Genomic DNA, 26,571 nt, shown 5'->3' with positions numbered 1-26,571 from the left:
GGAAACCAGCATGCCAACACCACTTCCACTCGCCGGCCAGGTGGCCGTTATCGCAGGCGGCGCGGGCGCCATCGGCTACGCCAGCGCGCAGCGCCTGGCCGCCCAGGGCGCGCGCGTCGTGCTGCTCGGCCGCGCCGGCGGCGACGCCCACGCCAAGGCCGCCGCGCTGCCCCCGCTGCAATCCGGCGCACACTGCGCCATCGACGCCGAGCTGGCCGACAGCGCCGCGCTGGCCCGCGCCGCCGCCGAGGTGCGCGAGCGCTACGGCCGCGCTGACATCCTGGTCAACTCGGCCGGCTTCACGCAGCCGGTGCCGCACGCCGACCTGGACGCGCTGGACGACGATCTGATCGACGCCATCTTCACCGCCAACTGGCGCGCGCCGTTCGCAGCCATCCGCGCCTTCGCGCCGCTGCTGCGCGCTTCCGGCAAGGGCCTGGTGGTCAACATCTCGTCCATCGCGGCCAGCACCGGCATAGGCAGCAACGTGGCCTACTGCGCCGCCAAGGCCGGGCTGGACACCATGGCCAACTCGCTGGGCCGCGCGCTGGCGCCGCACATCCGCGTCATCAACGTTTCGCCCGGCGTGGTGGACAGCCAGTTCGTGCCGGGCCGCGACGCCGCCTTCAACGACAAACAGGCCTCCACCACCCCGCTCAAGCGCATCGGCCAGCCGGACGACATCGCCGCCGCCGTGGAAGCCTGCGCCACCACGCTGCTGTTCGCCACCGGCAGCGTGATCCGCATCGACGGCGGCCGCCACCTCGGCGCGGCGTAAGGAGAGCACATGAACAAGACCATCATCACCTGCGCCGTCACCGGCAACATCGTCAAGCCGGAGCAGCACCCGGACCTGCCGGTCACGCCGCGCCAGATCGCGCAGGCCTGCCTGGACGCGGCCGACGCCGGCGCCGCCGTGGTCCACATCCACGTGCGCGATCCGCGCACCGGCATGCCGTCCATGGAGCTGGACCACTACGCCGAAGTGATGCAGCGCATCCGCGAGCGCAACCGCGAGCTGGTGATCAACCTGACCACCGGCCCCGGCGGCCGCTTCATCCCCAGCGCAGAAGACCCGCAAGTGGCCGCCCCCGGCAGCACGCTGATGCTGCCCGAAAAGCGCGTGGCCCACATCGCCGCGCTGCGGCCGGACATCGCCACGCTGGACCTGAACACCATGAACTCCGGCGCAGACGTCGTCATCAACACGCCCGCCAACGTGCGCCGCATGGCCAAGGTGATACGCGAGGCCGGCGTGCTGCCCGAGATCGAAATCTTCGACTCCGGCGACCTGCACCTGGCGCGCGACCTGATCGCCGACGGCACGCTGGCCGGTCCGGGCCTGTTCAGCTTCGTGCTGGGCGTGCACTACGGCTTCAGCGCCAGCCCGGAAACCATGGCCTACGCGCGCGGCCTGCTGCCGCCGGGCGCCACCTGGACCGGCTTTGGCATCGGCCGCCACGAGTTTCCCATGGTGGCGCAGGCCTGGCTGCTGGGCGGCCACGTGCGCGTCGGCTTCGAGGACAACCTGTATATCGCCAAAGGCCGCCTGGCCAAGGACAACGCCGAACTGGTGGCCCGCGCGCGCCTGATCGTCGAATCGCTGGGCGGCGCCGTCGCCACCCCGGCCGAAGCCCGCACGATGCTCGGCCTGCACTGAATTCAATTAACTACAACGAGGAGCACCACATGAACACCGTACGCGTTACCGAAAAAGCCGCCAGCATCGACCTGCTGGCCCCTACCCTGTCCACTACCGAGCGCCCGGTTGCGCAGCCCGGCCAGTGCGTGATCGAAGTGCACAGCGCCGGCGTGAACCCCAGCGACGTGAAGGCCGCGCTGGGCGCCATGCCGCACGCCGTCTGGCCGCGCACGCCGGGCCGCGACTACGCCGGCGTGGTCATCGACGGGCCTGCGGAACTGATCGGCCAGGAAGTATGGGGCAGCGGCGGCGAGCTTGGCATCCGCCGCGACGGCACCCACGCGCGCTACCTGGTGATCGACGCGGCCGCCGTGCGCGCCAAGCCTGCCAGCGTATCGATGCTGGAAGCCGGCGCGGTGGGCGTGCCCTTCATCACCGCCTACGAAGGCCTGCGCCGCGCCGGGCTGCCGCAGGCCGGCGACGTGGTGCTGGTCATGGGCGGCAACGGCAAGGTCGGCCAGGCAACCATCCAGCTGGCCACCCGCGCCGGCGCCCGCGTGTTCGCGGTGGAGCGCAGCAAGGAAGCCTATATCGGCCACGCCAACGGCGCGGTGGACATGATCGCCGCCGACACCCAGGACATCGCCGCCTATGTGCGCGACAAGACCGGCGGCCACGGTGCGGACATCGTCTACAACACCGTCGGCAGCCCGTATTTTGAACAAGCCTGCGCAGCACTGGCCACCGGCGGACGCCAGATCTTCATCTCCACCATAGAGCGCGCCGTCCCCTTCGACATCTTCGCCTTCTACCGTGGCCAGCACACCTACGTCGGCATCGACACGCTGGCCCTGGACTCGCTGGCCTGCGCCCGCATCCTGGACGCGCTGGCGCCCGGCTTCGCCGACGGCACGCTCAAGCCCTTCCCCGTGCTGGCCGACACCATCTACGCCCTCAAGGACGCCGCGCAAGGCTACCGCGCCGTGCTGGGCGGCGCGCGTGAACGCGTGGTGTTGCAACCAGATCTGCAGCCGGCATGAACCTCACCCGCTACAAGGAAGCCCCGGCCTACTTCCCGCCCAACCACGCAGGCATGCACTGCCTGCGCCTGCAGGGCCATGAAGCGGGACCGTCGGACAGCCTGTGGCTGGGGCTGTCCCACCTGCTGCCCGGCGGCGGCACCACGCTGGACGCGTCCGGCGTGGAGAAGCTGTACGTGGTGCTTGAAGGCGAAGTCACCATCGCCACCGAGGACGGCGAACACGTGCTGCGCCAATACGATTCCGCGCGCCTGGCGCCCGGGGAAAAGAGAGCTCTAAAGAACAATACCAAGCACCCGGCCAGCATCCTGTTGGCCATGCCATACCAGTCAAAATAAGTTGTAAACAATAAGCTAGACCTTGATCGAAGCACACGACGAAGTATTGGAGGAGACACATGATTACCACCAGCCCCACCGGCCCGGGCGCGCTGCCGCCCGCAGTCCGCACCCGCAAGCCCTTTTACGCCATCCTGTACGTGCAGGTGCTGTTCGCCATCGCGCTCGGCATCCTGCTCGGCCATCTCGACGCCAAGCTGGCGATCGACATGAAGCCGCTGGGAGACGGCTTCATCAAGCTGATCAAAATGCTGATCGGCCCCATCGTGTTCTGCACCGTCGTCAGCGGCATCGCCGGCATGCAGGACATTAAGAAAGTCGGCCGCATCGGCTGCAAGGCCCTGCTCTACTTCGAGCTGGTGTCCACCTTCGCGCTGTTTATCGGCATGGCGGTCGGCAACTGGCTGCGTCCCGGCGACGGCTTCAACGTCAACCCGGCCACGCTGGACGCCAAGGCCGTCGCCGACTACGTGGGCAAGGCCAAGACGCTGAGCACTACGGACTTCTTCATGAACATCATCCCCACCACCGTGGCGGACGCCTTCGGCAAGGGCGACGTGCTGCAGGTGCTGCTCATTTCCCTGCTGTTCGGCTTTGCGCTGGCGGCCATGGGATCACGCGCCAAGCCGGTGACGGAACTGATAGAAATGGGCTCGCAGGCGGTGTTCGGCGTGATCGGCTTCATCATGCGCTTCGCCCCCATCGGCGCGTTCGGCGCCATGGCCTTCACGGTAGGCAAATACGGCGTGGTGGCGCTCGGCCCGCTGCTGCGGCTGATCGGCACCTTCTACCTGACCTCGGCGCTGTTCGTGCTGATCGTGCTGGGCCTGATCGCGCGCGCGGCCGGTTTCAGCATCATCAAGTTCCTGGTCTACATCAAGGAGGAGATTTTCCTGGTGCTGGGCACCAGCTCGTCCGACACCGCGCTGCCCACGCTGATGGCCAAAATGGAGAGGCTGGGCTGCTCCAAACCGCTGGTAGGCCTGATCGTCCCAACCGGCTACACTTTCAACACCGACGGCACCAGCATCTACATGACGATGGCGGCGCTGTTCGTGGCCCAGGCCACCAATACCGAGCTCAGTTTCCTGCAGCAGCTGGCCATCTTCGGCGTGGCCATGCTGACGTCCAAAGGCGCCAGCGGCGTGCAAGGCGCTTCCTTCATCGCGCTGGTCGGCACGCTGGCGGTGGTGCCCACGATACCGGTGGCCGGCATGGCGCTGATATTGGGCATAGACCGCTTCATGAGCGAAGCGCGCGCACTCGTCAACATGATAGGCAACGGCGTCGCCACGGTGGTCATGGCGCGCTGGGAGGGCGAGCTGGACCGCGAGAAACTGGCCGTCATCCGCTAAAGGAAAACACAATGAAAAAAACATACTACAACCCTGCGCTGGCCATGGCGCTGTCGCTCGCACTGGCGCCCGGCCTGGCCGCCGCGCAAAGCAGCGTCACCGTCTACGGCCGCCTGAACGTGGCGCTGGAATCCATGGAGACCTCGGCCGGCGCGGCCGGTAAGCCGCTCAGCATCACCCGCGAAGTGAACAACCGCTCGGTGTTCGGCTTCAAGGGCACGGAAGACCTGGGCGGCGGCATGAAGGCGCTGTTCCAGATCGAGGGCACGCTGTCGCCGGACACCGGCGAAGGCAGCCCGGCCGCGCGCGACACCCGCGTGGGCCTGGAAGGCGGCTTCGGCCAGGTCTTCCTGGGCCACTGGACCACGCCCTACAACAACAGCACCTCCGGGCTAGACCCGTTTTATCCGACCACGGCCGGCTATATGAGCATCATGGGCAACGGCGCCGGCTCCACGGTGGACAATGTGAGCAATGTGTCCTCCTTCGACCGGCGCCAGCAGAACAGCATCAGCTGGTATTCGCCCGTTTGGCGCGGCTTCTCGCTGCGCACCGCGCACGGCATCAGCGAGGAACGCCCGGCCGGCGGCGCCAAGCCGGCGCTGACGTCGCTGGCCGCCATTTACGAACAGGGGCCGTGGTACGCGGCGCTGGCGCACGAGCTGCACAAGGACTACCAGGGCAAGGGCCGCGACGACAAGGGCACTCGCCTGGCGGCGGCCTACAAGTTCGTCACCGGCTACGGCGAAACGCGGCTGGCCGTGGTGGCGGAAAAGCTCAGCTACGAGACGGCCACGGGCAAGCTGGAACGCAAGGCGGCGTATCTGTCGGCCAGCCACCAGTCGGGGGCGCACGGCCTGCGGCTGGGCGTGGCACGGGCGGGCGACGGCAGCGGCGCTTCCACGCAGAAGATAGGCTTTATCAAGCGCGGCGCGGATACCGGCGCGCTGCACGCCACGGTGGGCTATGACTACACGCTGTCCAAACGCAGCAGCTTGTACGCCTATTACACGCGGCTGGACAATGAAGCCAATGCGGTGCATGACTTCGCCATCAACGGGCTGGGCGTAAGCGCAGGCGCCACGCTCAAGGGCGCGGCGTTCGGCATCAGGCACGCGTTTTAACGGCGCGGTCGAATGAAGCGGTAGTGCCGGCGGCTTGCGCCACCGGCCTTGCTACTTACAATGACATCGCGGGCCGGTGCGGCGGAGCGATCGGCGGCCCCAGCGGAGTGCGGCGCGGATCGATGGCCGGTTCCGGCATATGGTAGGTGTAGGGATTGATGATAATCGGCGGAATCGTGGGTGGCGCCGATGGCGGCCCTTTGGGTCCGCCCGACAATTCAGTCGCGCTACGCTGGCGCATTGCACTGCCGAATCCCGAGGATATCGATTGACCCTCGCTCAGTTCTAGCCAAGCCATATTGCCCTCCATGTGCAAGATAGGTATTCAGTATAGGCAACGATATCTTTAATTCAAGGAGAACCCTGCCGCTTTTTTCGGCAGGCGGGGCGATTCCGCAGCTTATCGCCTCCGCCCGCCATTGATCCCGCGAAATCCGCGCTCCATCGCAATCCGGTGGCCCGGCGCGGCCGTCCGCCGTAAAGTCGCACCATACCAACCACGCATCACCACCACGACTTTACGGGGAACCTGAAATGAAAAAACTGCTCGCCATCGTCCTTATCGCCCTGCTCTTTATTGCAGCCTGGAACACGCTCGACACCGGCGACATGGTGGTCCACCTGGGCGACGAGGAATTCGACGGCCCGCTGGGCGTGCTGCTGGGCATCACCTTCGGCGGCCTGGGCCTGCTGATCGGCGCCATCGTCATGGTCTGCGTGGCGGTCTTCCTGGGCTTCCTGTTCGCCGGCCTGGGCGTGCTGATGCTGGCCGGCCTGGTGCTGCTGGCGGTGGTGCTGGTTGCCGTGATGTCGCCGCTGATGCTGCCGCTGCTTATTCCTGCCGGCATCATCTGGTTCTTCGCTGCACGCAACCGCAAGCAGCGCGAACGCGCCCACCAGGACATGGACCAGAAAATGGACCCTAAAATGGACCCGCACGCCGCCATCTGAACCAGCCCTAACCCTCCTCGCAAGCCGCGCCGGGCGCAAACCGTTCCACACGGTTGCGCCCGGCGCGTTTGGCGCAGTACAGCGCCTTGTCCGCCCGCACCAGCGCCGCATCGCCGCTGGCATCCGCCGGGTCCAGCGCCGCAATCCCTATGCTTACCGTGACCGACAGCGCGCCGCCCTCCGCCTGCAGCGGCGTGCCGGCGATGCGCTGCCGCAGCCGCTCGGCGAAGGCCAGCGCGGCGGCCATGTCGGCGCCCGGCAGCAGCACAGCGAACTCCTCCCCGCCCACCCGGCCCAGGGTATCGATCTTGCGCTGGCTGTCGCGCATCAGCCCGGCCAGGTGGCGCAGCACGGCGTCGCCGGTGGCGTGGCCGTATTCGTCGTTGACGCGCTTGAAATGGTCCAGGTCCAGCATCAGCACCGCGCCCTGCTCGCTGATGTCGCGCTGCAAGCGGGCCTGCTCGTCGTCCAGGCGCGCCATGAACTCGCGCCGGTTCGGCAGGCCGGTCAGGAAGTCGGTGGTGGCCAGCACCAGCAGCTCCTCGTTCATGCGCTTGCGCTCGGTGATGTCCAGCGTGGAGACGATGACGAAGTCCAGGCTGTGGGTATGGCCCGGCATCACCAGCAGGGTCAGTTCGTTCAGCCGCTGCACCCCGTCCAGCCGCTCGAAGCTGCCCTCGCAGGCGAACAGATGGGCGCCCTGCGCCAGCGCGCCCAGCGCCCGGGCGAAAGCGTCCAGGGCGGCGTGGTCGAAATTCTGCGCCAGCGTCAGCGCGGAGGCGTCCTTGCTGCCGGGCGGCGCGCCCACCTGGGCCAGCGCGGCCGCGTTGACGTCGGTGATGCGCACCAGGCCGGCCAGCCGCGCCACCTGGCTGGGATTGGCCCGCAGCCAGGCGGACACGTCGTCCACGCCGGACTGCGCCAGCTCGGCCAGCGCGGCGCGCACCGCCGACCAGTCCTGCTGCCACAGCGCCACCGGCGCGTGGTCGTACAGGCTGCGGAAGCGCGCCTCGCCGGCGCGCAGCGCCACCGCCGCCTGCGCCTGCTCGATGGCGATGCCGGCCAGCCGCGAAGCCTGCTCCATCAGCGCCAGCTGCGCCACGCTGGGCGCCTGCGCAGCGCAGTGGAAGATGGCGAAGCTGCCCAGTATGGCCCCGCTGGCGGCGCGGATGGGCTCCGACCAGCAGGCCTGCACCCCGGCCTGGCGCGCCAGGTCGCGGTATTGCGACCACAGCGGATCGCCGGCCAAGTCGGCCACAATCACCCGCCGTCCCAGCTGCACTGCCTGGCCGCAGTAACCTTGCGGCTCGTTCACCGGCTGGCCGTCTATCGCGGCGCACAGCATGGGCGGCAGGCTGGGCGCCGCGCGCACCTGCAGGCGGCTGCCGTCCTCGTCCAGCAGCAGGACGGCGCAGCGCAGTTCCGGATGGCCGTCCTCGACGCCGCGCACCACGCTGTCGAGGATGGTTTGCAGCGGCGCGCCGGTGGCCAGCAACTCCAGCACCTGGCGCCGGGTCTGCTCGCGCACCTCGCTCTGGGTGCGTTCGGTGATGTCGCGGAAGGACCACAGCCGCGCCGGCGCGCTGCCCAGCCGCAGGCCGCGCGTGAACTGCTCGATCACGCGGCCGTCGCGCAGATGCAGCAGTTCGTGCTGCACGTCGTTCTCGCGCAGCCGGCGCGCCACCGCAGCCAGGAATATGCTGGGCTGGGCCACCTGCTCGGCCACCTGCTGCAGCAGCAGCGCGCCGTCGTGCGCCCAGTCCAGATGCTCGGGCACGTTCCACAGCTCGCGGAAGCGGCGGTTGGAATTGAGTACGGCTCCGTCGAAATTGTCGACCAGGATGCCGTCCACGGTGGAGTCCAGTATGCTACGCAGCACCGCCTGGCTGCGCTGGGCGCTGTCGGCCATGGCCAGCAGGCTGGCCTGGCCCTCCTTGAGCTCATCGGCCAGCTGGCGCGCCCGGCTCAGCGCACGGCGCGCCCGCAGGCTGCTGCGCGCCAGCAGCCAGGCCAGCGCCGCCAGCACCACGCTGAGCACGGCGCCGGCGCCGCCTATCAGTTGCACTTTGCTGTCGCGCTCGGCGCCCACGCCGCTGCCCGGCAAGCCGCTGATGCGCAGCGTCCAGCGGTGCCCGGCCAGGCTGATCTTCTGCACCGTGTGGCGCATGCCCGGCTGCGGCGGCCCCGGCTGGCTGTCGTACATGCGCCTGGCCACGGCCAGTTCATCGCCGTCGTAGATCTCCACGTCCAGCTTGGCGGCGCGTTCGCCGCCCAGGCCGGCCATCACGTCGCCGATGCGGAACGGCGCATACACCCAGCCCGTGAGCGCGGCGCGGCGCTGCTCCAGGGTCTGCTGCGGCTGCGCGTTGCTGTACACCGGCAGCACCAGCAGGAAGCCGGCCTGCTCGGCGCCCGGGCCGCCGCCGTCCTCCTGCACCAGCCGTATCCGGCCGGTCAGGGACGGCAGGCCGGAATCGCGCGCGCGCTCGAGCGCAACGCGGCGCACCGGCTCGGACAGCGGGTCGAAGCCGAAGGCTTTCAGATTGGTGCCGCTGAACGGCTCGATATAGACGATGGGCGCGTACTGGGCGCGCGCGCCTTCGGGGTGGACCGTGTAGTCCGGGAAACCGTCGAGACGCAGCGCCCGTATATGGGTCTCGCGCTGCGCGCCGTCCACCAGGCGCATATAGCCCACGCCCTGGATGCCGGGGAAGTGCTGGTTCAGGTGCTGGCTGTCCAGGTAGCGGTGGAATTCGTCGCGGTCGACAAAATCGGAACTGATGTACAGGCCCTGCACGCCGTACAGCACCTGCTCGTAGGTCTGCATGCGCTGCGCGATGCTGTTCACCAGTTCGCGCACGCGGAAATCGAAGTCGGCCTGCAGGCCCTGGGCCGCGTCGGCGCTGGCGTTGCGCCATAGCCACCAGGTCGACCCCAGGCACACGCTCAGCACCAAGCCCGCCACCATGGCCGGGTTCAATAACAGGTAGGGCAGCATCCGGCGGGGTGCGGGCCGGGGAACGGTAGGGTCCATGCTTTTCGCTGGGAGACGGCGGTGAAAGGGAGTGCCAGCGCTTCTGATGCTACCGTTGATAGTACGTTAACGGCCCCGCCCCGCGCAACGCCCTATTGTGGATTTTCGGCAATAGCCTATGCCGCATTGCCATTTCCAATCGTGCCGCAGACATTGATTGTAGGGGGAACTCTTAGTTGTTCCGTGTCGAAAAACTTTACACCTGATGGGCCAAGCATCAACTGGACGAAGGCAACTCATTGATTTTATGCAATTTATTTTGCAGGCATGCAACTTGCTTATATGTAATTCATATTCCCATAAATCATGAGAGCCCACATGTCCGCACTGATCCGCCTGAGCGCCGCCGCAGTTGTTTCCCTCGCCTTCGCCGCCCAAGCCGGCGCCACCGTTATCGATTTCAATGGCAAAGCCGCCGGTTTCTATACAAACGCCAACAATAATGTGCTTAACAATATCAAGTTTAGCGATTCAAGCGGCAATTTGCTTTATATGGGAACCGGCTACACCGGCGGCGACACCAGCGCCTTCGCCTATAACGGCACCGACTATCTGATGGGCTACAGCAACCTCACACTGAGCGCCGCCACGGCAAGCCCGTTCTCGGTGCAAAGCCTGGACATGAAAGCCTGGGATGCCAATGGCCCTATCGCGTCTGCAACACTGATCGGCACCTACGCGAACGGAGCCACCATAACGCGCACCTTCAATCTGAATCAGACCGCAAACAACACTTTGACCGGCGGCAACGACTTCACCACCTATCTCCTGAGCGGCTATACCAACCTGACCTCCCTGACTATCCAGCGCAGCGACACCTACCGCTGGCTGGCCGTGGATAACATCACCATCAATGCCGCAACGGTGCCGGAGCCTGGCACGCTGGCCGTGTTCGGCCTGGGCCTGGCGGGTCTGGCGGCCATGCGCCGCCGCAAACAGAAGTAATCCCTGCCGCCGGCGCGGCAATCAGGCGCGGGCGCCGTCCGCGTACTGGCGGTAGCCGCGCGCGCGCAGGGCGCAGGCCGGGCAGGTGCCGCAGCCGTAGCCCCAGTCGTGCAGCGCGCCGCGCTCGCCCAGGTAGCAGGTGTGCGTGGCCGAGCGTATCAGGTCCACCAACGGCGCGCCGCCCAGCTGTTCGGCCAGGGTCCAGGTCTGGGCCTTGTCCAGCCACATCAGCGGGGTTTCCAGCTTGATGCGGGTGTCCATGCCCAGGTTGAGCGCCACTTGCAGCGCTTTCATGGTGTCGTCGCGGCAGTCCGGGTAGCCGGAGAAATCGGTCTCGCACATGCCGCCCACCAGCACGTTCAGGCCGCGCCGGTAGGCCAGCGTGGCGGCCACGGTCATGAACAGCAGGTTGCGGCCGGGTACGAAGGTGTTGGGCAAGCCGTTTTCCTGCATCACGATCTCAATGTCTTCCGTCATCGCCGTATTCGACAGCGCCGAGATCAGCGACAGGTCCACCATGTGGTCCTCGCCCAGCCGCTCGGCCCACTCCGGCTTGTGCGCGCGCAGCGCCGCCAGCACGCCCGGGCGCACCGTCAGCTCGATGGCGTGGCGCTGGCCGTAATCGAAACCGATGGTCTCAACCCGGCTGTAGCGCTCCAGCGCCCAGGCCAGGCAAGTGGTGGAGTCCTGGCCGCCGCTGAACAGGACCAGGGCCGCATCTGTTTGGATCATTTTTTTGCCTTCAGTAAATCTTAGTAGTACGCCATCTTTTGGGACTATCCGGTAACATGCGGAATAGCTTTCCCCTCAAAAGAACCGGCAGGACCTCGAATTTTGGCACAACTCATCACAAAAGCAATGGGCAAGCGCGCCTGGGCCGCCTTACTGTTGGCCTGCGCCCTGCCCTGCGCCGCGCTGGCCCAGGGCATGCAGTACAAAGTACGGGTGAATGCGCCCGACAAACTGGAAAGCCTGCTGACCGACAATCTGGACCTGCTGCGCTTTCGCGGCAACCCGCGCATCGACCGCGAACAGCTTCAGCGCATGGCGCGCGGCGCGCCGGAACAAGTGAAAACCCTGCTGGCCACGGCCGGCTACTACTCGCCCGTGGTAAGCACCCGCATCGACGGCCTGCCGGGCGCAGGCGAGGAAGGCGGCACGCCCACCGTGGTGCTCGACGTGCAGCCCGGCGAACCGGTGCGCGTGGGCAGCGTGGAGATCGTGCTGCAGGGCTTTGCCAGCAGCGGCGGCACGCCCTTCGACACCGCCGCGCTGCAGGCCGCGTGGGCGCTGCCCAAGGGCGACATCTTCCGCCAGGACGAGTGGGAGCAGGCCAAGCGCGCCTTGCTGCGCCAGGTGGTGCAGACGCGCTACCCGCGCGCCCAGTTGAGCGACAGCATGGCCACCGTGGACCCGGACCAGCACAGCGCCGCCCTGCGCGTGGTGCTCGACAGCGGCCCCGAACTGCGCTTCGGCGAACTGCGCATAGAAGGCCTGAAGCGCTACCCGGCCTCCATCGTGGCGAATCTGAACCAGATCAAGCCGGGCGACTACTACAGCGAAGCGGCGCTGCAAGCCTACCAGTCGCGCCTGCAGGACACCGGCTACTTCGCCAGCGTGGAGGTGAGCGCGGACCTGAGCGCCATCCTCGACCAGCAGCTGGAGGCAGCTGCCGAAAAGGGCGCCGACGCGGGCGCCCCCGCTGCGCAGCCCTCCACTGCGCCCATGGCTCCCCTGCCGCTGCTGGTGCGCGTAACGGAGAACAAGCGCCGCAACGTCAGCGCCGGCCTGGGCTACAGCACCAACACCGGCAACCGCGCCACGCTCAACTACGACGACCTGGCCATCTTCGGCCTGAAGATGAAAAGCGCGCTGACGCTGGAGACCAAGAAGCAGACCGCGCGCGGCGACTTCTATTTCCCCGTCACGCCGGACGGCTACAGCGACAGCTTCGGCGGCGCCTACGAGCGCAGCGACATCGCGGGCGAGCAGACCACGGTGTTCACCGTGTCCGGCAAGCGCGCCTGGGGCACGCCGCTGCTTGAACGCAGCCTGGGCCTGGAGCTGCTGACCGAACAGAAGACCGTGGCCGGCCAGCCCAATGTGCGCAGCACCAGCCTGCCGCTGACCTACTCGGTCACGCGCAGGAAGCTGGACAACCTGCTGTTCCCCAGCAAGGGCACCGTGGTGAACTGGCAGATCGGCGGCGCCCTGCTGCCGCTGCTGACGGACGAACCCTTTATCCGCGCCAGCACCAAGGCCATGTGGTACATCCCCTTCGGCGCCAGCAGCACGGTGATACTGCGCGGCGAGCTGGGCGCGCTGGCGTCGAAACAGAAGGACGGCGTGCCCGCCATCTACCAGTTCCGCGCCGGCGGCGACCAGTCCGTGCGCGGCTACGCCTACCAGGAACTGGGCGTGCGCAAGGGCGACGCCACCGTGGGTGGACGCTATCTCGCCACCGGCAGCGCCGAGTACCAGTACTGGTTCAAGCCGTCCTGGGGCGCGGCCGTGTTCTATGACGCGGGCAACGCCTCCGATTCCTTCTCCGGCCTGCATCCCAAGTCCGGCTACGGCGTGGGCGCGCGCTGGAAAAGCCCGGTCGGGCCCATCAACGTGGACGCGGCCTATGGCCACGCGGTCAAAAAAGCGCGTCTGCACTTCTCACTGGGGTTCACTTTCTGATGGCCGACACTACCGCCCCCGTCCCCGCCCCCGTCCCTGGCCCGAGCGCCCCGCCTGCCCGCTCCCGCTGGCTGCGCCGCACGCTGATCGGCCTGGCGGCGCTGCTGGTGCTGCTGGCGGGCCTGGCCTGGCTGCTGGGCCGCGAGTCCACCTTGCAGCAGATCGTCCAGCGCGTGGCCAGCGCCAGCGGCGGCCAGATCGTTGCCACCGGCGTGAGCGGCTCGCTGTACGGCCGCATGCATATCGACCGCATCGTCCACCGCACGCCGGAAAGCGTGCTGACGGCGAACGACATCACCATAGACTGGTCGCCGCTGCAGTACTTCAGCGAGGGCATCGCCATCAGCGAACTGCACATCGCCAGCGCTGTGTCGCAGACGCTCAAGCCCGGCGAGCCGGCCAAGCTGCCGGACACGCTGGCGCCGCCCTTCCGCCTGAGCGTGGCGGACGCCCGCCTGGAGCAGCTCACGCTGCTGCCCACGGCCGCCGCCAGCGCAGGCACCGTCATCAGCGCCATCCGCCTCAAGCTGGACGGCGACGGCAAAGCCTGGCGCGTGCGCGAAGCCAGCGCCATGACGCCCATCGGCCGCGTAGCGCTGGAAGGCAGCGTGGGCGCGCAGCGCCCCTTCCAGCTCAACGCCAAAGCCAGCCTGACCCAGACCACCGGCGTGCCCGCAGGCGCCAAGCCCGCGCAGCTTGCGCTGGCGGCCGGCGGCACGCTGGCGCAGATCGAACTGGGCGCGCAGGCCACGTCCGGCAAAGCTTCCGGCGAAGCAAAACTAACCCTGACCCCTTTTAATCCCATCATCCTGCAGGCCGCCGACATCAAGGGGCGCGGCATCGATCCCGCGCTGTTCGACCCGGCCTGGCCGCAGGCGGAACTGAGCCTGCAGCTGCAGGCGAAGATCGCGCCGAACCAGGCCGTCAGCGGCAGCCTGCTGGTGCAGAACCAGGGCGCGGCCGGTCCGCTGGACCAGCACCGCCTGCCGCTGCGCAGCATCAGCGGCCAGCTGGGCGGCACGCTTACCGCCACCACCATAGACCAGGTGCTGGTCGACCTCGGCGCGGCGGGCAAGTTCACCGGCGGCGGCCGCGTGCAGCGCGTGGCGGTGGACGGCGGCGTGGACGCAGCCACCTTCCAGCTGCGCACCGAGCGCCTGGACCTGCGCGCCATCCACGGCGCCGTCAACAGCACCAGGATCGCGGGCGACATCGCGCTGGGCAGCACCGGCAAGACGCAAACGCTGACCGTCAACCTGGCGCAAGCAGGCCTGCGCCTGGACGCGCAGGCCACGCTGGCCGACGCGCTGCTGCGCCTCAAGCAGGCCCGTCTCAGCGTGGGCAAAGGCAGCGTCAACGTGAGCGGCGAGGCCAGCCTGCTGGATAAGCAGCCGTTCAAGGCCAGCGCCAGCATCGTCCGTTTCGACCCGTCCGCGCTGGGCGCGCTGCCTGCGGCGGACCTGAACGGCGACATCAGCGCCAGCGGCCAGCTCGCACCGGCATGGCAAGTGGCGGCCAGCTTCAAGCTCGGGGCCAGCCGTCTGCTGGGCCAGCCGCTGTTGGGCGCAGGCAAGCTGAATGCGGACGCCGCGCGCCTGAGCGGCGTGGAGGCCCAACTGGCGCTAGGCCAGAACACGGTGGACCTGCGCGGCGGCTTCGGCGCGCCCGGCGAGCGCCTGGTGTGGCGCGTGGATGCGCGCCAGCTGTCGGCCGTCGGCAGCGGCCTGCTGGGCGCCCTGGCCGCCAACGGCGTGGCCAGCGGTACTTACGCCGCGCCGCGCAGCACATTCACCGCCGAAGCGACGGGCCTGGGCCTGGCTCAGGGTCAAGGTCAGGGTCAAGGTGCCGCCAAGCGCCCGGCGCCGGACAGCGTGCTGCGCGCAGCGGGCGAAGTCTGGATGGCGGGAAAACAGGCCGAGCTGAAAGTGTCGGGCAGCGCGCAGCGCGTCAATCCCGCCGCCTTCGGGCCTTACACGGCGGGCAGCATCAACGCGGACTTCAGCGGCAGCGGCAAGCTGGGCGCCGACTGGCGCGCCGCGCTCGACCTCAAGCTGCAGCCCTCCACCTTGTCCGGCGCCGCGCTGTCCGGCTACGCCAGGCTGGCTGCGGACCGCGCCCGCATCGACAACGCCGACATCGACCTGCACCTGGGCGCCAACAGCGTGCAGGCCAAGGGCGGCTTCGGCAGCGCGCGCGACCGGCTGGACTGGAAGGTCGACGCGCCGCAGCTGGCCACGCTGGGCGCGGGCTTCGGCGGCGTACTGCGCGGCACGGGCGCGCTCACCGGCACCATGGCGCAGCCCGCGCTGTCGTTCAGCATGGACGGCGCCAACCTGCGGCTGTTCACCGCGCACCAGATCAAGAGCATCAAGGCCAGCGCCAGCATCGGCACCGGCTACGGCGGCGCCGACCCGCTAAGCAGCGACGTGGAGCTGGCGGGCTATGTGTCGCCGGGCCTGAGCATAGACAAGGCGCGCTTCCAGTCCACCGGCACCCGCGCCGCCCACACGCTGCAACTCAGCGCCAGCAACCCGCACTTCGACGCGCTGCTCAAGATGCACGGCGGCAGCAGCGGCGGCAATGGCAACGGCGCCAGCATCGCCGACGACAGCGTCTGGAGCGGCTCCATCGACACGCTGCAGAACAAGGGCCGCTACACCCTCGCCCTGCAATCCCCGGCCGCGCTGCGCATAGCCGGCGCGGCGGGCGGCGGCGCGGCCGGCCTGGCCAAGCCCGAGCAGCTGTCGCTGTCGAACGCCGTCATCAAGCTCGCCGATGGCAGCATCCGCATCGAGACGCTGGAAAAGACCGGCCCGCGCTGGCGCAGCAAAGGCTCCGCCGCCGGCGTGCCGGTCAGCTACCTGGCGCAACTGTCCGAACTGTGGCGCGACAACGTGGTGAGCGACCTCACTCTGGGCGCCGCCTGGGCGCTGGACGTGCAGGCGCCGAACGCCGCGCCAGCGCAGGCGCAAGCCTCCGCCTCCGCCCCGGCGGCGCGCGGCGGCGCGCCCGTCCTCGCCAACATAGAAGGCATGCTGCGCATCTACCGCGAAGCGGGCGACATCACCGTCACCAGCGGCGACAAGCCCATTGCCCTCGGCCTGCGCCAGCTGGAGCTGCGCGCCGACGCCGCGGCGGGCGCCCTGCGCACCCAGCTCAGCCTGGAGGGCGCGCGCGCCGGCCAGGCGCGCGTCGACGCCACCGCGCAGCTGGTGGAGGGCCGCATCGCCGGCGGCAGCGCGCTGGCCATGACGGGCAGCGTCAACATGCCGTCCATCGCCTGGACCGCTCCGCTGACGGGCGTGCCCGGGCTGGAACTGGACGGCGCGCTGAAGCTCTCCGCCACCGGCAGCGGCACCATCGCCGCCCCCGTGCTCAATGGCGACATCAGCGGCGACAAGCTGGTGGTGAACTGGGCCGAGCAAGGCATCAAGCTGCGCAACGGCCAGCTGCAAGCCAAGCTGGCGGGCGATCAGCTCAACCTGCAAAAGCTCGCCTTCGACGGCGAGCAAGGCCGCGCGCAGGTGGACGGCTGGGTCAAGCTGGCCAATGCCGAAGCCACCATGCAGCTCAAGCTGGTGGCCGACAAGCTGCTGGTGCTGTCCCGCCCCGACCGCACGCTGGCCCTCAGCGGCCAGGCCACGCTGGTGCGCGACCAGAAGCACTTCCAGCTGGACGGCAAACTGAAAGCCGACCGCGCCCGCATAGAACTCGGTTCCGACAACAGCCCCACCATCAGCGACGACGTGGTGGTGCTGGGACGCGGCAAGCCGCCCTCCAAAGCGGCGGCGGTGCAGTCCATGCCGCTCAGCGTGGACCTCGAGGCGGACCTGGGCAACGACTTCCACCTGAAAGGCAAAGGCTTGGATGCGGACCTGAACGGCACCGTCCACCTGCGCATTGCGGACCGCCGCCCGCCGCGCGTGATCGGCAGCATCCGCGTGGACAACGGCACCTACAAGGCCTATGGCCAGAATCTCAGCATCGAGCGCGGCGTGCTCAATTTCACCGGCGCCTACGACAATCCCGGCCTGAACATCCTGGCCGTGCGCAAGCGGCCCGAGGGCGAGCAGCTGACCGAAACCAATGTGGAAGCGGGCGTGGAAGTGCGCGGCACGGCGCTGGCGCCGCAGGCCAAGCTGGTGTCCACGCCCACGGTGCCCGACAGCGACAAGCTGTCCTGGCTGGTGCTGGGGCACGGCATCGCGGACGCGGGCGGCAATGAGATGGCGCTGCTGGGCACGGCGGCCGGCGCACTGTTCGGCGGCACCGGCGGCGGCATCGCGGGCAAGCTGGGGCTGGACGAACTGGGCGTGTCGCAGGCGGCGGGCAGTTCGCAGGCCAAGGGGCTGGAGAACACCGTGGTCACGGTTGGCAAGCGCCTGTCCTCGCGCGCCTACCTCAGCTTCGAGCAGGGCGCGGGTACGGCCACCAGCCTGGTCAAGCTGCGCTACAAGCTCAATTCGCGCATCACGCTGCAGTTCCAGACCGGCACCAACAACGCACTCGACGTGCTGTACACCTGGGCCTTCGATTAAGCTTAGCTGGGATTATGGTCCGGCACCGGATCGTCCTGAGGCACAGGCGGCTCCGGATGGTGGGGATGGGATGGCGCCGGTTCCGGCATGGGATCGTCCACCGGCGCCGGATCGGGCGCGCGGTGGGCTTGGATGAAATCTGGGGCCATGGTTCACTCCGAAGGTAAACAATGGCCCCATTCTACGCCCCCTGGCGGAGGCGCTTCGTACTTTACGGCTTGGCCGCTTTCACATACTTGTCCAGCCAGTTATTGGTCTCATACAGCATCTGCATGATGGACTCGCGCGCGCGGTAGGCGTGCGACTCGTTCGGCAGCATCACCAAACGCGCCGTGCCGCCCAGGCCTTTCACGGCCTGGAACATGCGCTCGCTCTGGATCGGGAAGGTGCCGGGGTTGTTGTCCTCGGCGCCGTGGATCATCAGCAGCGCATCCTTGATCTTGTCGGCGCTGTTGAACGGCGACATGGTCTGGTACACCTCCTGCGCCTTCCAGAACGGACGGTCTTCGGACTGGAAGCCGAACGGCGTCAGCGTGCGGTTGTAGGCGCCGCTGCGCGCGATGCCGGCCTTGAACAAGCGCGTGTGCGCCAGCAGGTTGCCCGTCATGAAGGCGCCGTAGGAATGGCCGCCGATGGCGATGCGGTGGCGGTCCGCCACGCCGCGCCGCACCACCTCGTCCACCGCCGCTTCCGCGTCCGCCACCAGCTGCGGCAGATAGGTGTCGTTCGGCTCCTGCTCGCCCTGGCCCACGATAGGGAAGGACGGATTGTCCAGCACCGCGTAGCCCATCGCCACGAAGGCGCCCGGCCCCCAGTAGCTGACCGAGTTGAACTTGTACGGCGAACCGGTGGTCTGGCTGGCCGCTTCGGCCGACTTGAACTCGGCAGGATAGGCCCACATCAGCATCGGCAGCGGGCCGTCGCGCTTGGCGTCATATTTCGGCGGCAGCAGCAGCGTGGCGGTCAGGTCCACGCCGTCCTTGCGCTTGTAGCGGATCTGCTCTTTCTGCACGTCCTTCAGCTGCGGCAGCGGATGCGGGAAATGCGTCAGCGCGGTCAGCTGGGCGTCGCCCTGCTGCGCCAGGTTGCGCACGTAGTAGTTCGGGCGCTCGGTCGGCGATTCGCGCGTGGACAGCAGCTTGCTGCCGTCTTCGCTCAGCACCGCCACCACGTTCTCGTAGTACGGCGCGGCGCTCTGGAACAGGCGCTCTTTCTTCTTGGTGGTCAGGTTCAGGCGGTCGATGAAGGGGCGGTCGCCTTCCGGCGTGGCGCCGGGGCCGTCCAGCAGGATGGAGTTGTCCGCGCTGATGAGCAGGCGCGGCAGGCCGGCCGCGTCGGCGCGCATGACCGGCGAGCCAGGCGCGTTGTAGCGGTCTTCGGCGGAACCCTGGTAGATCAGCTCGGGCGCAGCGCCCGGCTGGTCCGGTGCGATCTTCCACTGCTTCACGGCGCGGGTCTTGGACCAGCGCTCGTTGAGCAGGGCCACGTCGCCACGGCCCCAGGCGATGCCCGCGTAGCGCGAACCCAGCTTGGCCAGCACGGAAGGCTGGGCCGTGAACGGCGCGGCCTGGGTGTAGACGATGTCGCGGATCTCGGCGGCCTTGGCCGGATCGCCGCCGTCCTGCGCCTCGGCCCACACCAGCGTAGCCGGCGCATCCACGCGCCAGCTGATATTGCGCTGGCCCGGCGGCACGGCGTCGTTCCCCGGCGGCAGGCCTTCGCGCAGCGGCTGATTGGCCACGGTGTGCTGCAGCTTGCCGTCCAGTTCACGCACTTCGATATGCTCGCCGAAGCTCGACACCGGCACAATGTAGGAATACGGGCGCGACACGCTGGCCGACAGCAGGTATTTGCCGCCCGGCGCCAGCGAGGCGCGCGAGTACTGGCCCGGCTTGCCGATCAGGCGCGTCTTGCCCGACAGGTCCACCAGCGCCAGCTGCGAGGTGATGTAGTGCTCGAACAGCTTGGCGTCTTCTTCGTTCTTCAGCAGGTCCGGATAGGTGCGGAGCAGGCGCGTGCCGGCGCCCGGCTGGCTGTCCTGCGCGGCGGGACCGGACGGAATGCCGGTCAGCGCCGGGGCGGCGCCCTGGCCTGCGGGACGCAGCTGCACCAGCAGGCCCTTGCCGTCCGGCTGCCACTGGAAGCCACGGCTGAACACGGCCGACAGCGGCTGAGAAGTCAGCTTCTTCGCGCTGCGCGCGGCCACGTCCACCAGCCACAATTCCACGCCGGCGCCTTTGCCTGCGTTTTTGCCCGATTCTTCGCCATAGCTAGTGTGGGTGAAGGCCAGGAAGCGCTGGTCCGGCGACCACGCCATCTCCGTTACGCGCACGCCCTTGGGCAGGCCGGTGATCTTCGCTTCCTTCTGGGTCTCGATGTCGAGCAGGGTCAGGTCGGTGCCGAAGGAGAAGCGGCTGGCGGCATAGGTGCGCGGGTTGATGCGCAGGCCGGCCAGCTTCAGTTCCGGCTGCGCCACTTCGGCGATGCCAGGCAGCGCAGGCTGCGCCACCATCACGGCCAGGTTGCGTTTCGGACTCAGGTTCAGCATGGGCGCGCGCGGCGCGTCGACGATGGCTTGCAGCGCAGCGGGCGGCAGCTGGTAGCCGCCGTTCTGGGCGCCGGCCAGCGGCGCGGCAGCCACCAGGCCGAGGGCCAGGGGCAGCAGGGAATTCCGTACAGTCATTATTATCTCGTGGACAAGTCAGAGGACTGATCATATTGCTTATTGATAACTTGAAAGTCAATCAACAGCATGTATCAATATGTCGCGCCCGGGCCTTGCTTTACAATCGTGGTTTTTGCGCGCCGAGAAGAACCGATATGGAAATGACCACGATAGCCCTGCTCGTCCTGATACCGCTGCTGGTGTGGCGGCTGTACTCGCGCATCAAGAGCATGCTCAAGCGGCAGGAATCGCTGGTATGGCGGCACTGGCTGTCGGCTGTGGCTTTTCCGGTGCTGCTGGCGTGGCTGGCGCTGTCCATGCTGGACAACGTGCTGGGCCTGTCCTGCCTGGCGGCGGGCGCGCTGGCGGGCGGCTGGCTGGGCGTGTTCGGGCTGAAAAGCACGCGCTTCGAAACCATAGGCAAGCGCTACTTCTTCACGCCCAATCTGCGTATCGGCGTCACGGTATTCATGCTGTTCGCCGCGCGCATGCTGTACCGGGGCCTGGAGCTGTACATGATCAGCCGCGTGGAAACGCCCAACCTGATGTCGCAAACCGAATTCGTGCAAAGCCCAGCCACGGCCGCCGTGCTGGGCATGGTGGCGGGCTACTGCGCCGCCTTCTCGGTGGGCATGATACGCTGGCGCCGCGCCCACCAGCCGCTGCCCGAGCCGGAGGAACAGGACTGATACGGGCTTAAATACGAGCTTAAATACGGGCTTAAAGCAGCGCGGCCAGCGCGCCGCGCAGCGAGGGATGGCGGAAGCGGAATCCCTCCTCCAGCAAGCGCTCCGGCGCCACCGTCTGCCCCTCCAGCAGCAAATCCGCCTGCTCCCCGAGCAACAGCCGCACCGGCCAGCCCGGCGTCGGCATCAAGCACGGCCTGCCCAGCAGCGCAGCCGCCGTGCGGCTGAACTCCAGTTGCGACACATGCTCCGGCGCCGTGAAGTTGTAGGCCGCGCGCAATGCGCCGCCTTCCGCGCCGGCGCGCCACAGGTGCGCCATCGCGCGCAGCAAATCGTCCACATGTATCCACGACATGCGCTGCCTGCCGCCGCCCATCGGCCCGCCCATGCCCAGCTTGATGGGCAGCAGCATGGGCGGCAGCGCGCCCTGCTCGCCCAGCACCAGTCCAAAGCGCATGCACGCCACCTGCACGCCGTGCGCCTGCGCCGCCCGCGCCGCAGCCTCCCATTCCTGGCACAGCTGCGACATGAACACCGGCTGCGGTGGCGCGTCCTCCGCCAGCGGCGTCTCGTCGCCCATGGCCTGCACGCCGTAGTAGCCGATGGCGGAGGCCGACAGCATCAGGCGCGGCTTGTGCTCCGCCTTCGCGATCCACGCTACCACGCGCTCCGTCAGCGCCACCCGGCTGCGCCGCAGCACCGCCTTGCGCGCAGCCGTCCAGCGCCAGCCGAGGATGCGCGCGCCGGCCAGGTTGATGACCACGTCTATCCGTTCCGGCGGCGCCAGCACCTCCATGCTGTCCACGCAGCGCACCGCACCCTTGAACAGTGTTTCCGCCTGCGCCGGCGAGCGCGTGAGCACCGTCACGCGCTGCCCGTCCTCGAGCAGCGCCGCCACCAGCCGCTGGCCGATAAAGCCGGTGGCGCCGGTCAGCAGCACGTTCTCCTTGCGCGCGCCGAACGCGATCGGACTATCGGCGGATTGATCGGTTTGCATGGTTATTTATCCTTGTCGTCCGAGCCGAGGAAGCGCGCCATGGTGCCGCCCATTTTCAGGAAGCGCAGCATGGTGGCGGGAGGCAGGTTCTTGTAGTCGTTGTAAGTCGTGCCCAGCATCTCCATGAACTCCAGCACGTTGTTCATGCGGTCCCTGGTGGCGGCTTCCAGCTGCGCGTCCTGCTCGGCCTCGATGGCGCATTCGCGCAGCACGGTCAGGGTGGGATCGATCTCGCGCCGCTTGCGCTCCTCGATGATGACGCGGAAGATTTCCCACACGTCCTGCAGCGCCAGGAAATGGTCGCGCCGGTCGCCCATCACGTGGCTCACGCGTATCAGGCCCCAGCTTTGCAGCTCCTTCAGGCTGTTGCTCACGTTGGAGCGCGCCACGTTCAGCGTTTCGGCGATGTCCTCCGCGGTCTGCGGCGTGTTCACCAGGAACAGCAGCGCATGGATCTGCGCCACCGTGCGGTTCACGCCCCAGCGCGTCCCCATCTCGCCCCAGTGGAGTATGTATTTCTGCATGGTCGGGCTGAGCTGCATGGCTTTTCCTTTAATTCTGTTATTACAGAAATTAAAGACCATACGGACACGGAAGTCAACCGAATTCGCTTTGCCGCCTTAAACCGGGCGCGAATGGACCGTTTCGAATTTGCGCTTCAGCTTCAGGAAATGGCGCTCGAACAGCTGATAGGACAGCGCCGACAGCAGCACGCCCGCCAGCAGCGCGGCGGCGGCATGCGTCCACCAGCCGCCACCCACGGCGACCGCCACCCGCCGCCCGATTTCGATGCCGACAAAGAGGAACACGTACAGGCCGTAGGAGATCTTGCCCAGGTAGCGCAAGGGGCGGCTGCCCAGGAAGCCGAGCAGCGGGTCATGCAGGGCGGCCATGGTCAGCGCCGCCGCGCCGCAGGCGGCAATGGCGTAGAGGTAGACCTGGTGCATGCCGACCACGTCCGGCGTAGGCAGCAGCACGCCGAAGAACAGCGCAAGCAGTCCGGCCGGGAGCAGCGCAAAACGCCAGCCGGCCGTAGCGGACGGCGCGGGCCGCAAGGCGCCGAACAAGGTCCCCAGCAGCAGCGAGTCCGCGCTGAACAGGGAAGTCCAGATCGCCGGATGCGGCGCGTGGTTCAGCACCAGGCCGATGCGCGCGCCCACGAACACCACCCAGATGGCCAGCAGGCCGTACACCAGCCGCTTCGAATTGGCCAGCATACCGGCCAGCATCAGCGGCAGCAGCAGATAGAACTGCTCCTCCAGCGAGATGGTCCACAAGTGCGGCGTGAACGGGATATTGCCGTAGCCGATAAAGCCGCTGATGATATTGTCCACGAACAGCAGCAGCCCGCCCAGGCGGAACCAGTCGCCGGTTTCGTGCGGATGCGCGCGCGGCACGAAGGTGAGCGCGAAATGGCCTATGCAGAAGGCGAAGTACAAAGGCCAGATGCGCAGCGCGCGCCGGATATAGAAGCGCCGGATCGAGATCCCGCCGCTGGCCTGCAGCTCGGCGCGCAGGATGGCGGTGAGCAGGTAGGCGCTGAGGAAGAAGAACACATGCACGCCGACCCAGCCCTGCTCCTGGATCTGGCGCAGCACCGTGTTCGCCGAGGGCGGCAAATGGTGCAGCAGCACCAGGAAAAACGCAAAGAAGCGCAGTCCGTCTAGCGTGGGGAAGTACAGGGCGGGTGATTTCATCGGCGGTCGTGTGCGAAAAAAACCCCGCGTACCGGCGGGGTTTCAAGTTTAGGCTGCGGCTTTATCCGGCGTTCGGCGCTGGAGCACGAAGATGGGCTGCGCCCACTGCGTGTCCTTCTTCTTTTTGCTGGTGATCAGCGTCAGCTCGGACGGGTCGTAGACGTCGGTGTTGTGCGTGAGCGGCGTCGTCATCAGGTACTGGGCTTCGGTATTCTTCAGGAACTCGCCAACCAGCTGGATGTTGCGGATGTCCAGGTGGGCGAACGGTTCGTCGATGAATACGAAACCGCCGGAGCCGTCCTCGGACTTCAGCAGGCCAATCAGCAGCACCAGCGATTTCATCACCTGCTGGCCGCCGGACGCTTCGCCGTCGTTCATGCCGATGATGCCCTTGCCGTCGAACTTGAAGCGCACGTGCAGGCCGGCCTGCGACAGCTGCAGGTCGTCGTTCTCCAGCTTGACCGGGTCCGAATGCACCTCGATGCCGGCCAGCTCGCCCAGCTCCTTGATGTTCTTGCTATACGTTTTGATGGTATAGCGCAGACGGTCCATGTACGCGCCGCGCGCGTTAGTGGTCGCTTCGATGGCGCGGTTGTTCTGGTAGCGGCGCTCTTCCGTCTCGCTTGCGCGGTTCTTCAGCTGCTCGTTCAGGCGCGCGTACTGGTCGATCACCGTAGCGTCCAGTTCCCAGTCGCTGCGCGACAGGCTCGCCTCCAGGCTGTGGATGCGCAGTATGGTCTGGTGCGCGTTGACGTACTCGGCCACCAGGCGCGCGCGGCGCGCCGGACGGCGCCAGTTGTACGGCATGTGGCGCCACTGGCGGCGCAGCGCCAGCAGCGCCTTGGCGTGCTCGCTGCGCTGCTCGATAACGCGCTTGTGGTTCAGGCGCAGGCCCGCTTCGGATTCGGACAGGTTGAAGCGCGCGTTCTGCCAGGTGGTGTCGGCGCGTGTGCGCGCGATGGTGGCGTTCTTGATCAGGCCTTGCAGCTCGCCCAGGCGCGAACCCACTTCGTTGCGCTCGGCCTTCAGCGGCACAGCGGCGCGCGCAGCTTCGTCGAATTCTTCCTGGCGCGCGCTCAGTTCCTTGGCCGCGTCCACGCCGGCCAGGCGAGCCTTCAGCGCACTCACTTCGGAGGCCAGCTTGCTGATGGCGAGCGTGAAGGAATCTTCCTGTGCTTCCAGCGAAGGCAGGTTCTTCAGGATCGCTTCCATGCGCTGCGACTTGCCGGCTGCGCCGAAGCGGTAGCGCGAGGCTTCCACGAACAGCGAGCGGCCACCACGGCGCTCTTTATGGTAGGCCTCGGGCGTGATCCATTCTTCGATATGGCTCTGGCGCGCGCCCTCTTCCACCGAGTCCACGCGCGTGATGCGCATCAGCTGCTCGATCAGCCAGCCCGGCGCCTTGTCGGAGAACTTCACCACCGACATCAGGCTGTCGCCCTTGGTGCTCGGCGCGGTGATCAGGTCCGGCACGATGAAGTGGCGGTAGCGTTCCTTCTCCGCCAGGCGGTAGGCGGCGGCGGCGTCGCTGGCTTTGTCCAGCAGCACCACGGAGGCATAGCCGCCCAGCACACCCTCGACCGCGCCCTGCCATTTCGGGTCCGTCACTTCGACGATGTCCGACAGCATGGCGTGGCCGATCTTGGCGTCGTTCAGCGCGCGGCGCATGGCGCGCACATTATCCGGCTCCGGCATGGCGGTCTTGCCCTGCAGCGCGGAGATGGTCGCCTTGTCCTGCGCTATGCGCGCCATGACCGTGTCGCGGCCCTGCTTCTGGCGCGCCAGCTCGGATTCCTTCTGTTCCAGCTGCTCGCTCACGGCGGCGATGTCGGCGCCGGAATCGGCGGCCAGCTTCTGCAAGCGGGCCTTCTGTTCCAGCAGGCTGTCCAGCGGCTTGAGCTTGGCGTTGATGGCGCCCAGGCGGCTTTGCAGCGCGGTCGATTCCTGCTCCAGCACGGTCTCATGCTGCTGCGCTTCGGTGTATGCCTGGGCCTGCGCGGCCACGTGGGCGCGCTTGTCGGACAGCTGCTGGTCCGCCAGCATCAGCGGCTTGCGCGCTTCGCGCAGCTGGCGCGTGATGTTGGCCTGCTTCTCGCGCGCCTCGTGGTATTCCAGCGTCGGCAGCACTTCTTCCTGCAGCTCGCGGCGTTCCTTGGTCAGGCCTTCCCACTGGTGGTAATTGGCCACGCGCAGGCGCAGGCCCTCCAGATTGGTCTTGGAGCCTTCCAGTTCGGCCTCGAAGCGTTTCAGCTCCGTTTCCGTGTCGCGCTGGTGGCGCTTGGCTTCGTCGTAGGCGTCCAGCACTTCCTTGTCGCCGAACACCTGGAACACCAGGTCCAGCAACTGGCGCGGCGCGTATTCGCACAGCTTGTCGGTTTCGCCCTGCTCCAGCGCCAGCACTTTCGCCATGGCCGGCGACAGGCCCGCGTTGGCCAGGCGCTTACGGTAGTTTTCCACGCCGAGGAAGTCGTTCGCCTCGGTCACTTCTTCGATCTGCACATTCCCCGGACGCATGAGGTACTGGCGCTTCCAGTCGCCGCCGTTCTTCTGGATCTGGCAAAACAGCGTTACTTCGTCTTCGGAGAAGAAGCCGGAGCTGCGGAAGGGACGGTTGGACAGCTGCTTGCCCGTGGCCTTGTTGTCCACCACGGCGCGCAGCCAGGAGGTCTGCTGGCCGGCGTGGCGCGCGTAGTGCTTGTAGGTGCGGCCCATCGAGCAATCGAGGCCGAACAGGGTGCGCAGCGCGTCGAGCAGGGTGGTCTTGCCGGAGCCGTTCTGGCCGGCGATGGTGATGATCTTGGCGTCGAGCGGAATGTTCTTGATGCGCTGCCAGTAATCCCAATGGACCAGTTCTAGCGATTTGATATGAAACAT

The 26,571-nt window shown here is 67.5% G+C and carries 19 protein-coding genes; 11 read left to right on the top strand and 8 right to left on the bottom strand.

What is annotated here, in order from left to right; genetic code table 11:
* Positions 1–10 precede the first annotated feature (10 nt).
* The 7 genes from AC07S4_RS22615 (at position 11) to AC07S4_RS22585 (ending at position 6,450) form a co-directional block, all read left to right on the top strand.
* On the top strand, positions 11–778 hold the full coding sequence (locus AC07S4_RS22615; RefSeq protein ID WP_494988760.1) for an SDR family NAD(P)-dependent oxidoreductase: 768 nt from the start codon (positions 11–13) through the stop codon (positions 776–778).
* A gap of 9 nt (positions 779–787) precedes the next feature.
* Positions 788–1,660, top strand: a complete 873-nt coding sequence (locus AC07S4_RS22610) for a beta-keto acid cleavage family enzyme (RefSeq protein WP_494988759.1) — start codon at positions 788–790, stop codon at positions 1,658–1,660.
* Positions 1,661–1,689: 29 nt separating this feature from the next.
* Complete coding sequence (locus tag AC07S4_RS22605; RefSeq protein ID WP_494988758.1) at positions 1,690–2,682, top strand: quinone oxidoreductase family protein; 993 nt, start codon at positions 1,690–1,692, stop codon at positions 2,680–2,682.
* Complete coding sequence (locus tag AC07S4_RS22600; RefSeq protein ID WP_494988757.1) at positions 2,679–3,020, top strand: cupin domain-containing protein; 342 nt, start codon at positions 2,679–2,681, stop codon at positions 3,018–3,020. The genes AC07S4_RS22605 and AC07S4_RS22600 overlap by 4 nt, the downstream gene beginning before the upstream one ends.
* A gap of 59 nt (positions 3,021–3,079) precedes the next feature.
* Positions 3,080–4,375 carry a dicarboxylate/amino acid:cation symporter gene (locus tag AC07S4_RS22595; protein WP_494988756.1) on the top strand — a complete coding sequence of 432 codons (1,296 nt, stop codon included), beginning with the start codon at positions 3,080–3,082 and terminating at the stop codon, positions 4,373–4,375.
* An 11-nt stretch (positions 4,376–4,386) separates the two neighbouring features.
* A complete protein-coding gene (locus AC07S4_RS22590; protein WP_494988755.1) occupies positions 4,387–5,499 on the top strand; it encodes a porin in 1,113 nt (370 codons plus the stop codon).
* A 534-nt stretch (positions 5,500–6,033) separates the two neighbouring features.
* Entirely contained in the window at positions 6,034–6,450 is a 417-nt protein-coding gene (locus AC07S4_RS22585) for a hypothetical protein (protein WP_494988754.1), read from the top strand.
* 7 nt (positions 6,451–6,457) lie between these two features.
* Here AC07S4_RS22585 and AC07S4_RS22580 read toward each other — a convergent pair whose 3' ends face one another.
* Entirely contained in the window at positions 6,458–9,484 is a 3,027-nt protein-coding gene (locus tag AC07S4_RS22580) for a CHASE domain-containing protein (protein ID WP_494988753.1), read from the bottom strand.
* Positions 9,485–9,802: 318 nt separating this feature from the next.
* Between AC07S4_RS22580 and AC07S4_RS22575 the strand changes: the two genes are divergently transcribed.
* Positions 9,803–10,429 carry a PEP-CTERM sorting domain-containing protein gene (locus tag AC07S4_RS22575; protein WP_494988752.1) on the top strand — a complete coding sequence of 209 codons (627 nt, stop codon included), beginning with the start codon at positions 9,803–9,805 and terminating at the stop codon, positions 10,427–10,429.
* A 21-nt stretch (positions 10,430–10,450) separates the two neighbouring features.
* Here the strand turns inward: AC07S4_RS22575 and queC are convergent, their stop codons facing one another.
* On the bottom strand, positions 10,451–11,161 hold the full coding sequence (gene queC, locus AC07S4_RS22570; protein ID WP_494988751.1) for a 7-cyano-7-deazaguanine synthase QueC: 711 nt from the start codon (positions 11,159–11,161) through the stop codon (positions 10,451–10,453).
* A 102-nt stretch (positions 11,162–11,263) separates the two neighbouring features.
* Here queC and AC07S4_RS22565 point away from each other — a divergent pair, with 102 nt between their 5' ends.
* Positions 11,264–13,114 (top strand): autotransporter assembly complex protein TamA, encoded by a 1,851-nt coding sequence (locus AC07S4_RS22565; RefSeq protein ID WP_494988750.1) that lies wholly within the window; start codon positions 11,264–11,266, stop codon positions 13,112–13,114.
* Positions 13,114–17,652 (top strand): translocation/assembly module TamB domain-containing protein, encoded by a 4,539-nt coding sequence (locus tag AC07S4_RS22560; protein WP_494988749.1) that lies wholly within the window; start codon positions 13,114–13,116, stop codon positions 17,650–17,652. The genes AC07S4_RS22565 and AC07S4_RS22560 overlap by 1 nt, the downstream gene beginning before the upstream one ends.
* Positions 17,653–17,654: 2 nt before the next feature.
* Here the strand turns inward: AC07S4_RS22560 and AC07S4_RS22555 are convergent, their stop codons facing one another.
* Both AC07S4_RS22555 and AC07S4_RS22550 read right to left on the bottom strand, forming a co-directional pair.
* On the bottom strand, positions 17,655–17,801 hold the full coding sequence (locus AC07S4_RS22555; RefSeq protein ID WP_494988748.1) for a hypothetical protein: 147 nt from the start codon (positions 17,799–17,801) through the stop codon (positions 17,655–17,657).
* 62 nt (positions 17,802–17,863) lie between these two features.
* Entirely contained in the window at positions 17,864–20,335 is a 2,472-nt protein-coding gene (locus tag AC07S4_RS22550) for an alpha/beta hydrolase family protein (RefSeq protein WP_494988747.1), read from the bottom strand.
* A gap of 143 nt (positions 20,336–20,478) precedes the next feature.
* Between AC07S4_RS22550 and AC07S4_RS22545 the strand changes: the two genes are divergently transcribed.
* On the top strand, positions 20,479–21,006 hold the full coding sequence (locus AC07S4_RS22545; protein WP_494988746.1) for a CcdC protein domain-containing protein: 528 nt from the start codon (positions 20,479–20,481) through the stop codon (positions 21,004–21,006).
* A 31-nt stretch (positions 21,007–21,037) separates the two neighbouring features.
* On the opposite strand, the gene AC07S4_RS22540 is transcribed toward AC07S4_RS22545, so the two are convergent.
* The 4 genes from AC07S4_RS22540 to AC07S4_RS22525 all read right to left on the bottom strand — a co-directional run bounded on the left by AC07S4_RS22540 (position 21,038) and on the right by AC07S4_RS22525 (position 26,571).
* The gene (locus tag AC07S4_RS22540) at positions 21,038–22,000 is read right to left on the bottom strand and encodes a TIGR01777 family oxidoreductase (RefSeq protein ID WP_494988745.1); all 963 of its coding nucleotides are present in this window, start codon (positions 21,998–22,000) and stop codon (positions 21,038–21,040) included.
* 2 nt (positions 22,001–22,002) lie between these two features.
* Positions 22,003–22,542, bottom strand: a complete 540-nt coding sequence (locus tag AC07S4_RS22535; RefSeq protein WP_494988744.1) for a GbsR/MarR family transcriptional regulator — start codon at positions 22,540–22,542, stop codon at positions 22,003–22,005.
* A 78-nt stretch (positions 22,543–22,620) separates the two neighbouring features.
* On the bottom strand, positions 22,621–23,697 hold the full coding sequence (locus AC07S4_RS22530; RefSeq protein WP_494988743.1) for an acyltransferase family protein: 1,077 nt from the start codon (positions 23,695–23,697) through the stop codon (positions 22,621–22,623).
* A gap of 48 nt (positions 23,698–23,745) precedes the next feature.
* Positions 23,746–26,571 (bottom strand): ATP-binding protein, encoded by a 2,826-nt coding sequence (locus AC07S4_RS22525; protein ID WP_494988742.1) that lies wholly within the window; start codon positions 26,569–26,571, stop codon positions 23,746–23,748.

It is taken from the genome of Pseudoduganella sp. GW821-FHT05F09, from assembly GCF_059419605.1.
Note: the sequence above shows the minus strand (reverse complement) of the source record. Positions and strands in the feature narration are given on the sequence as shown.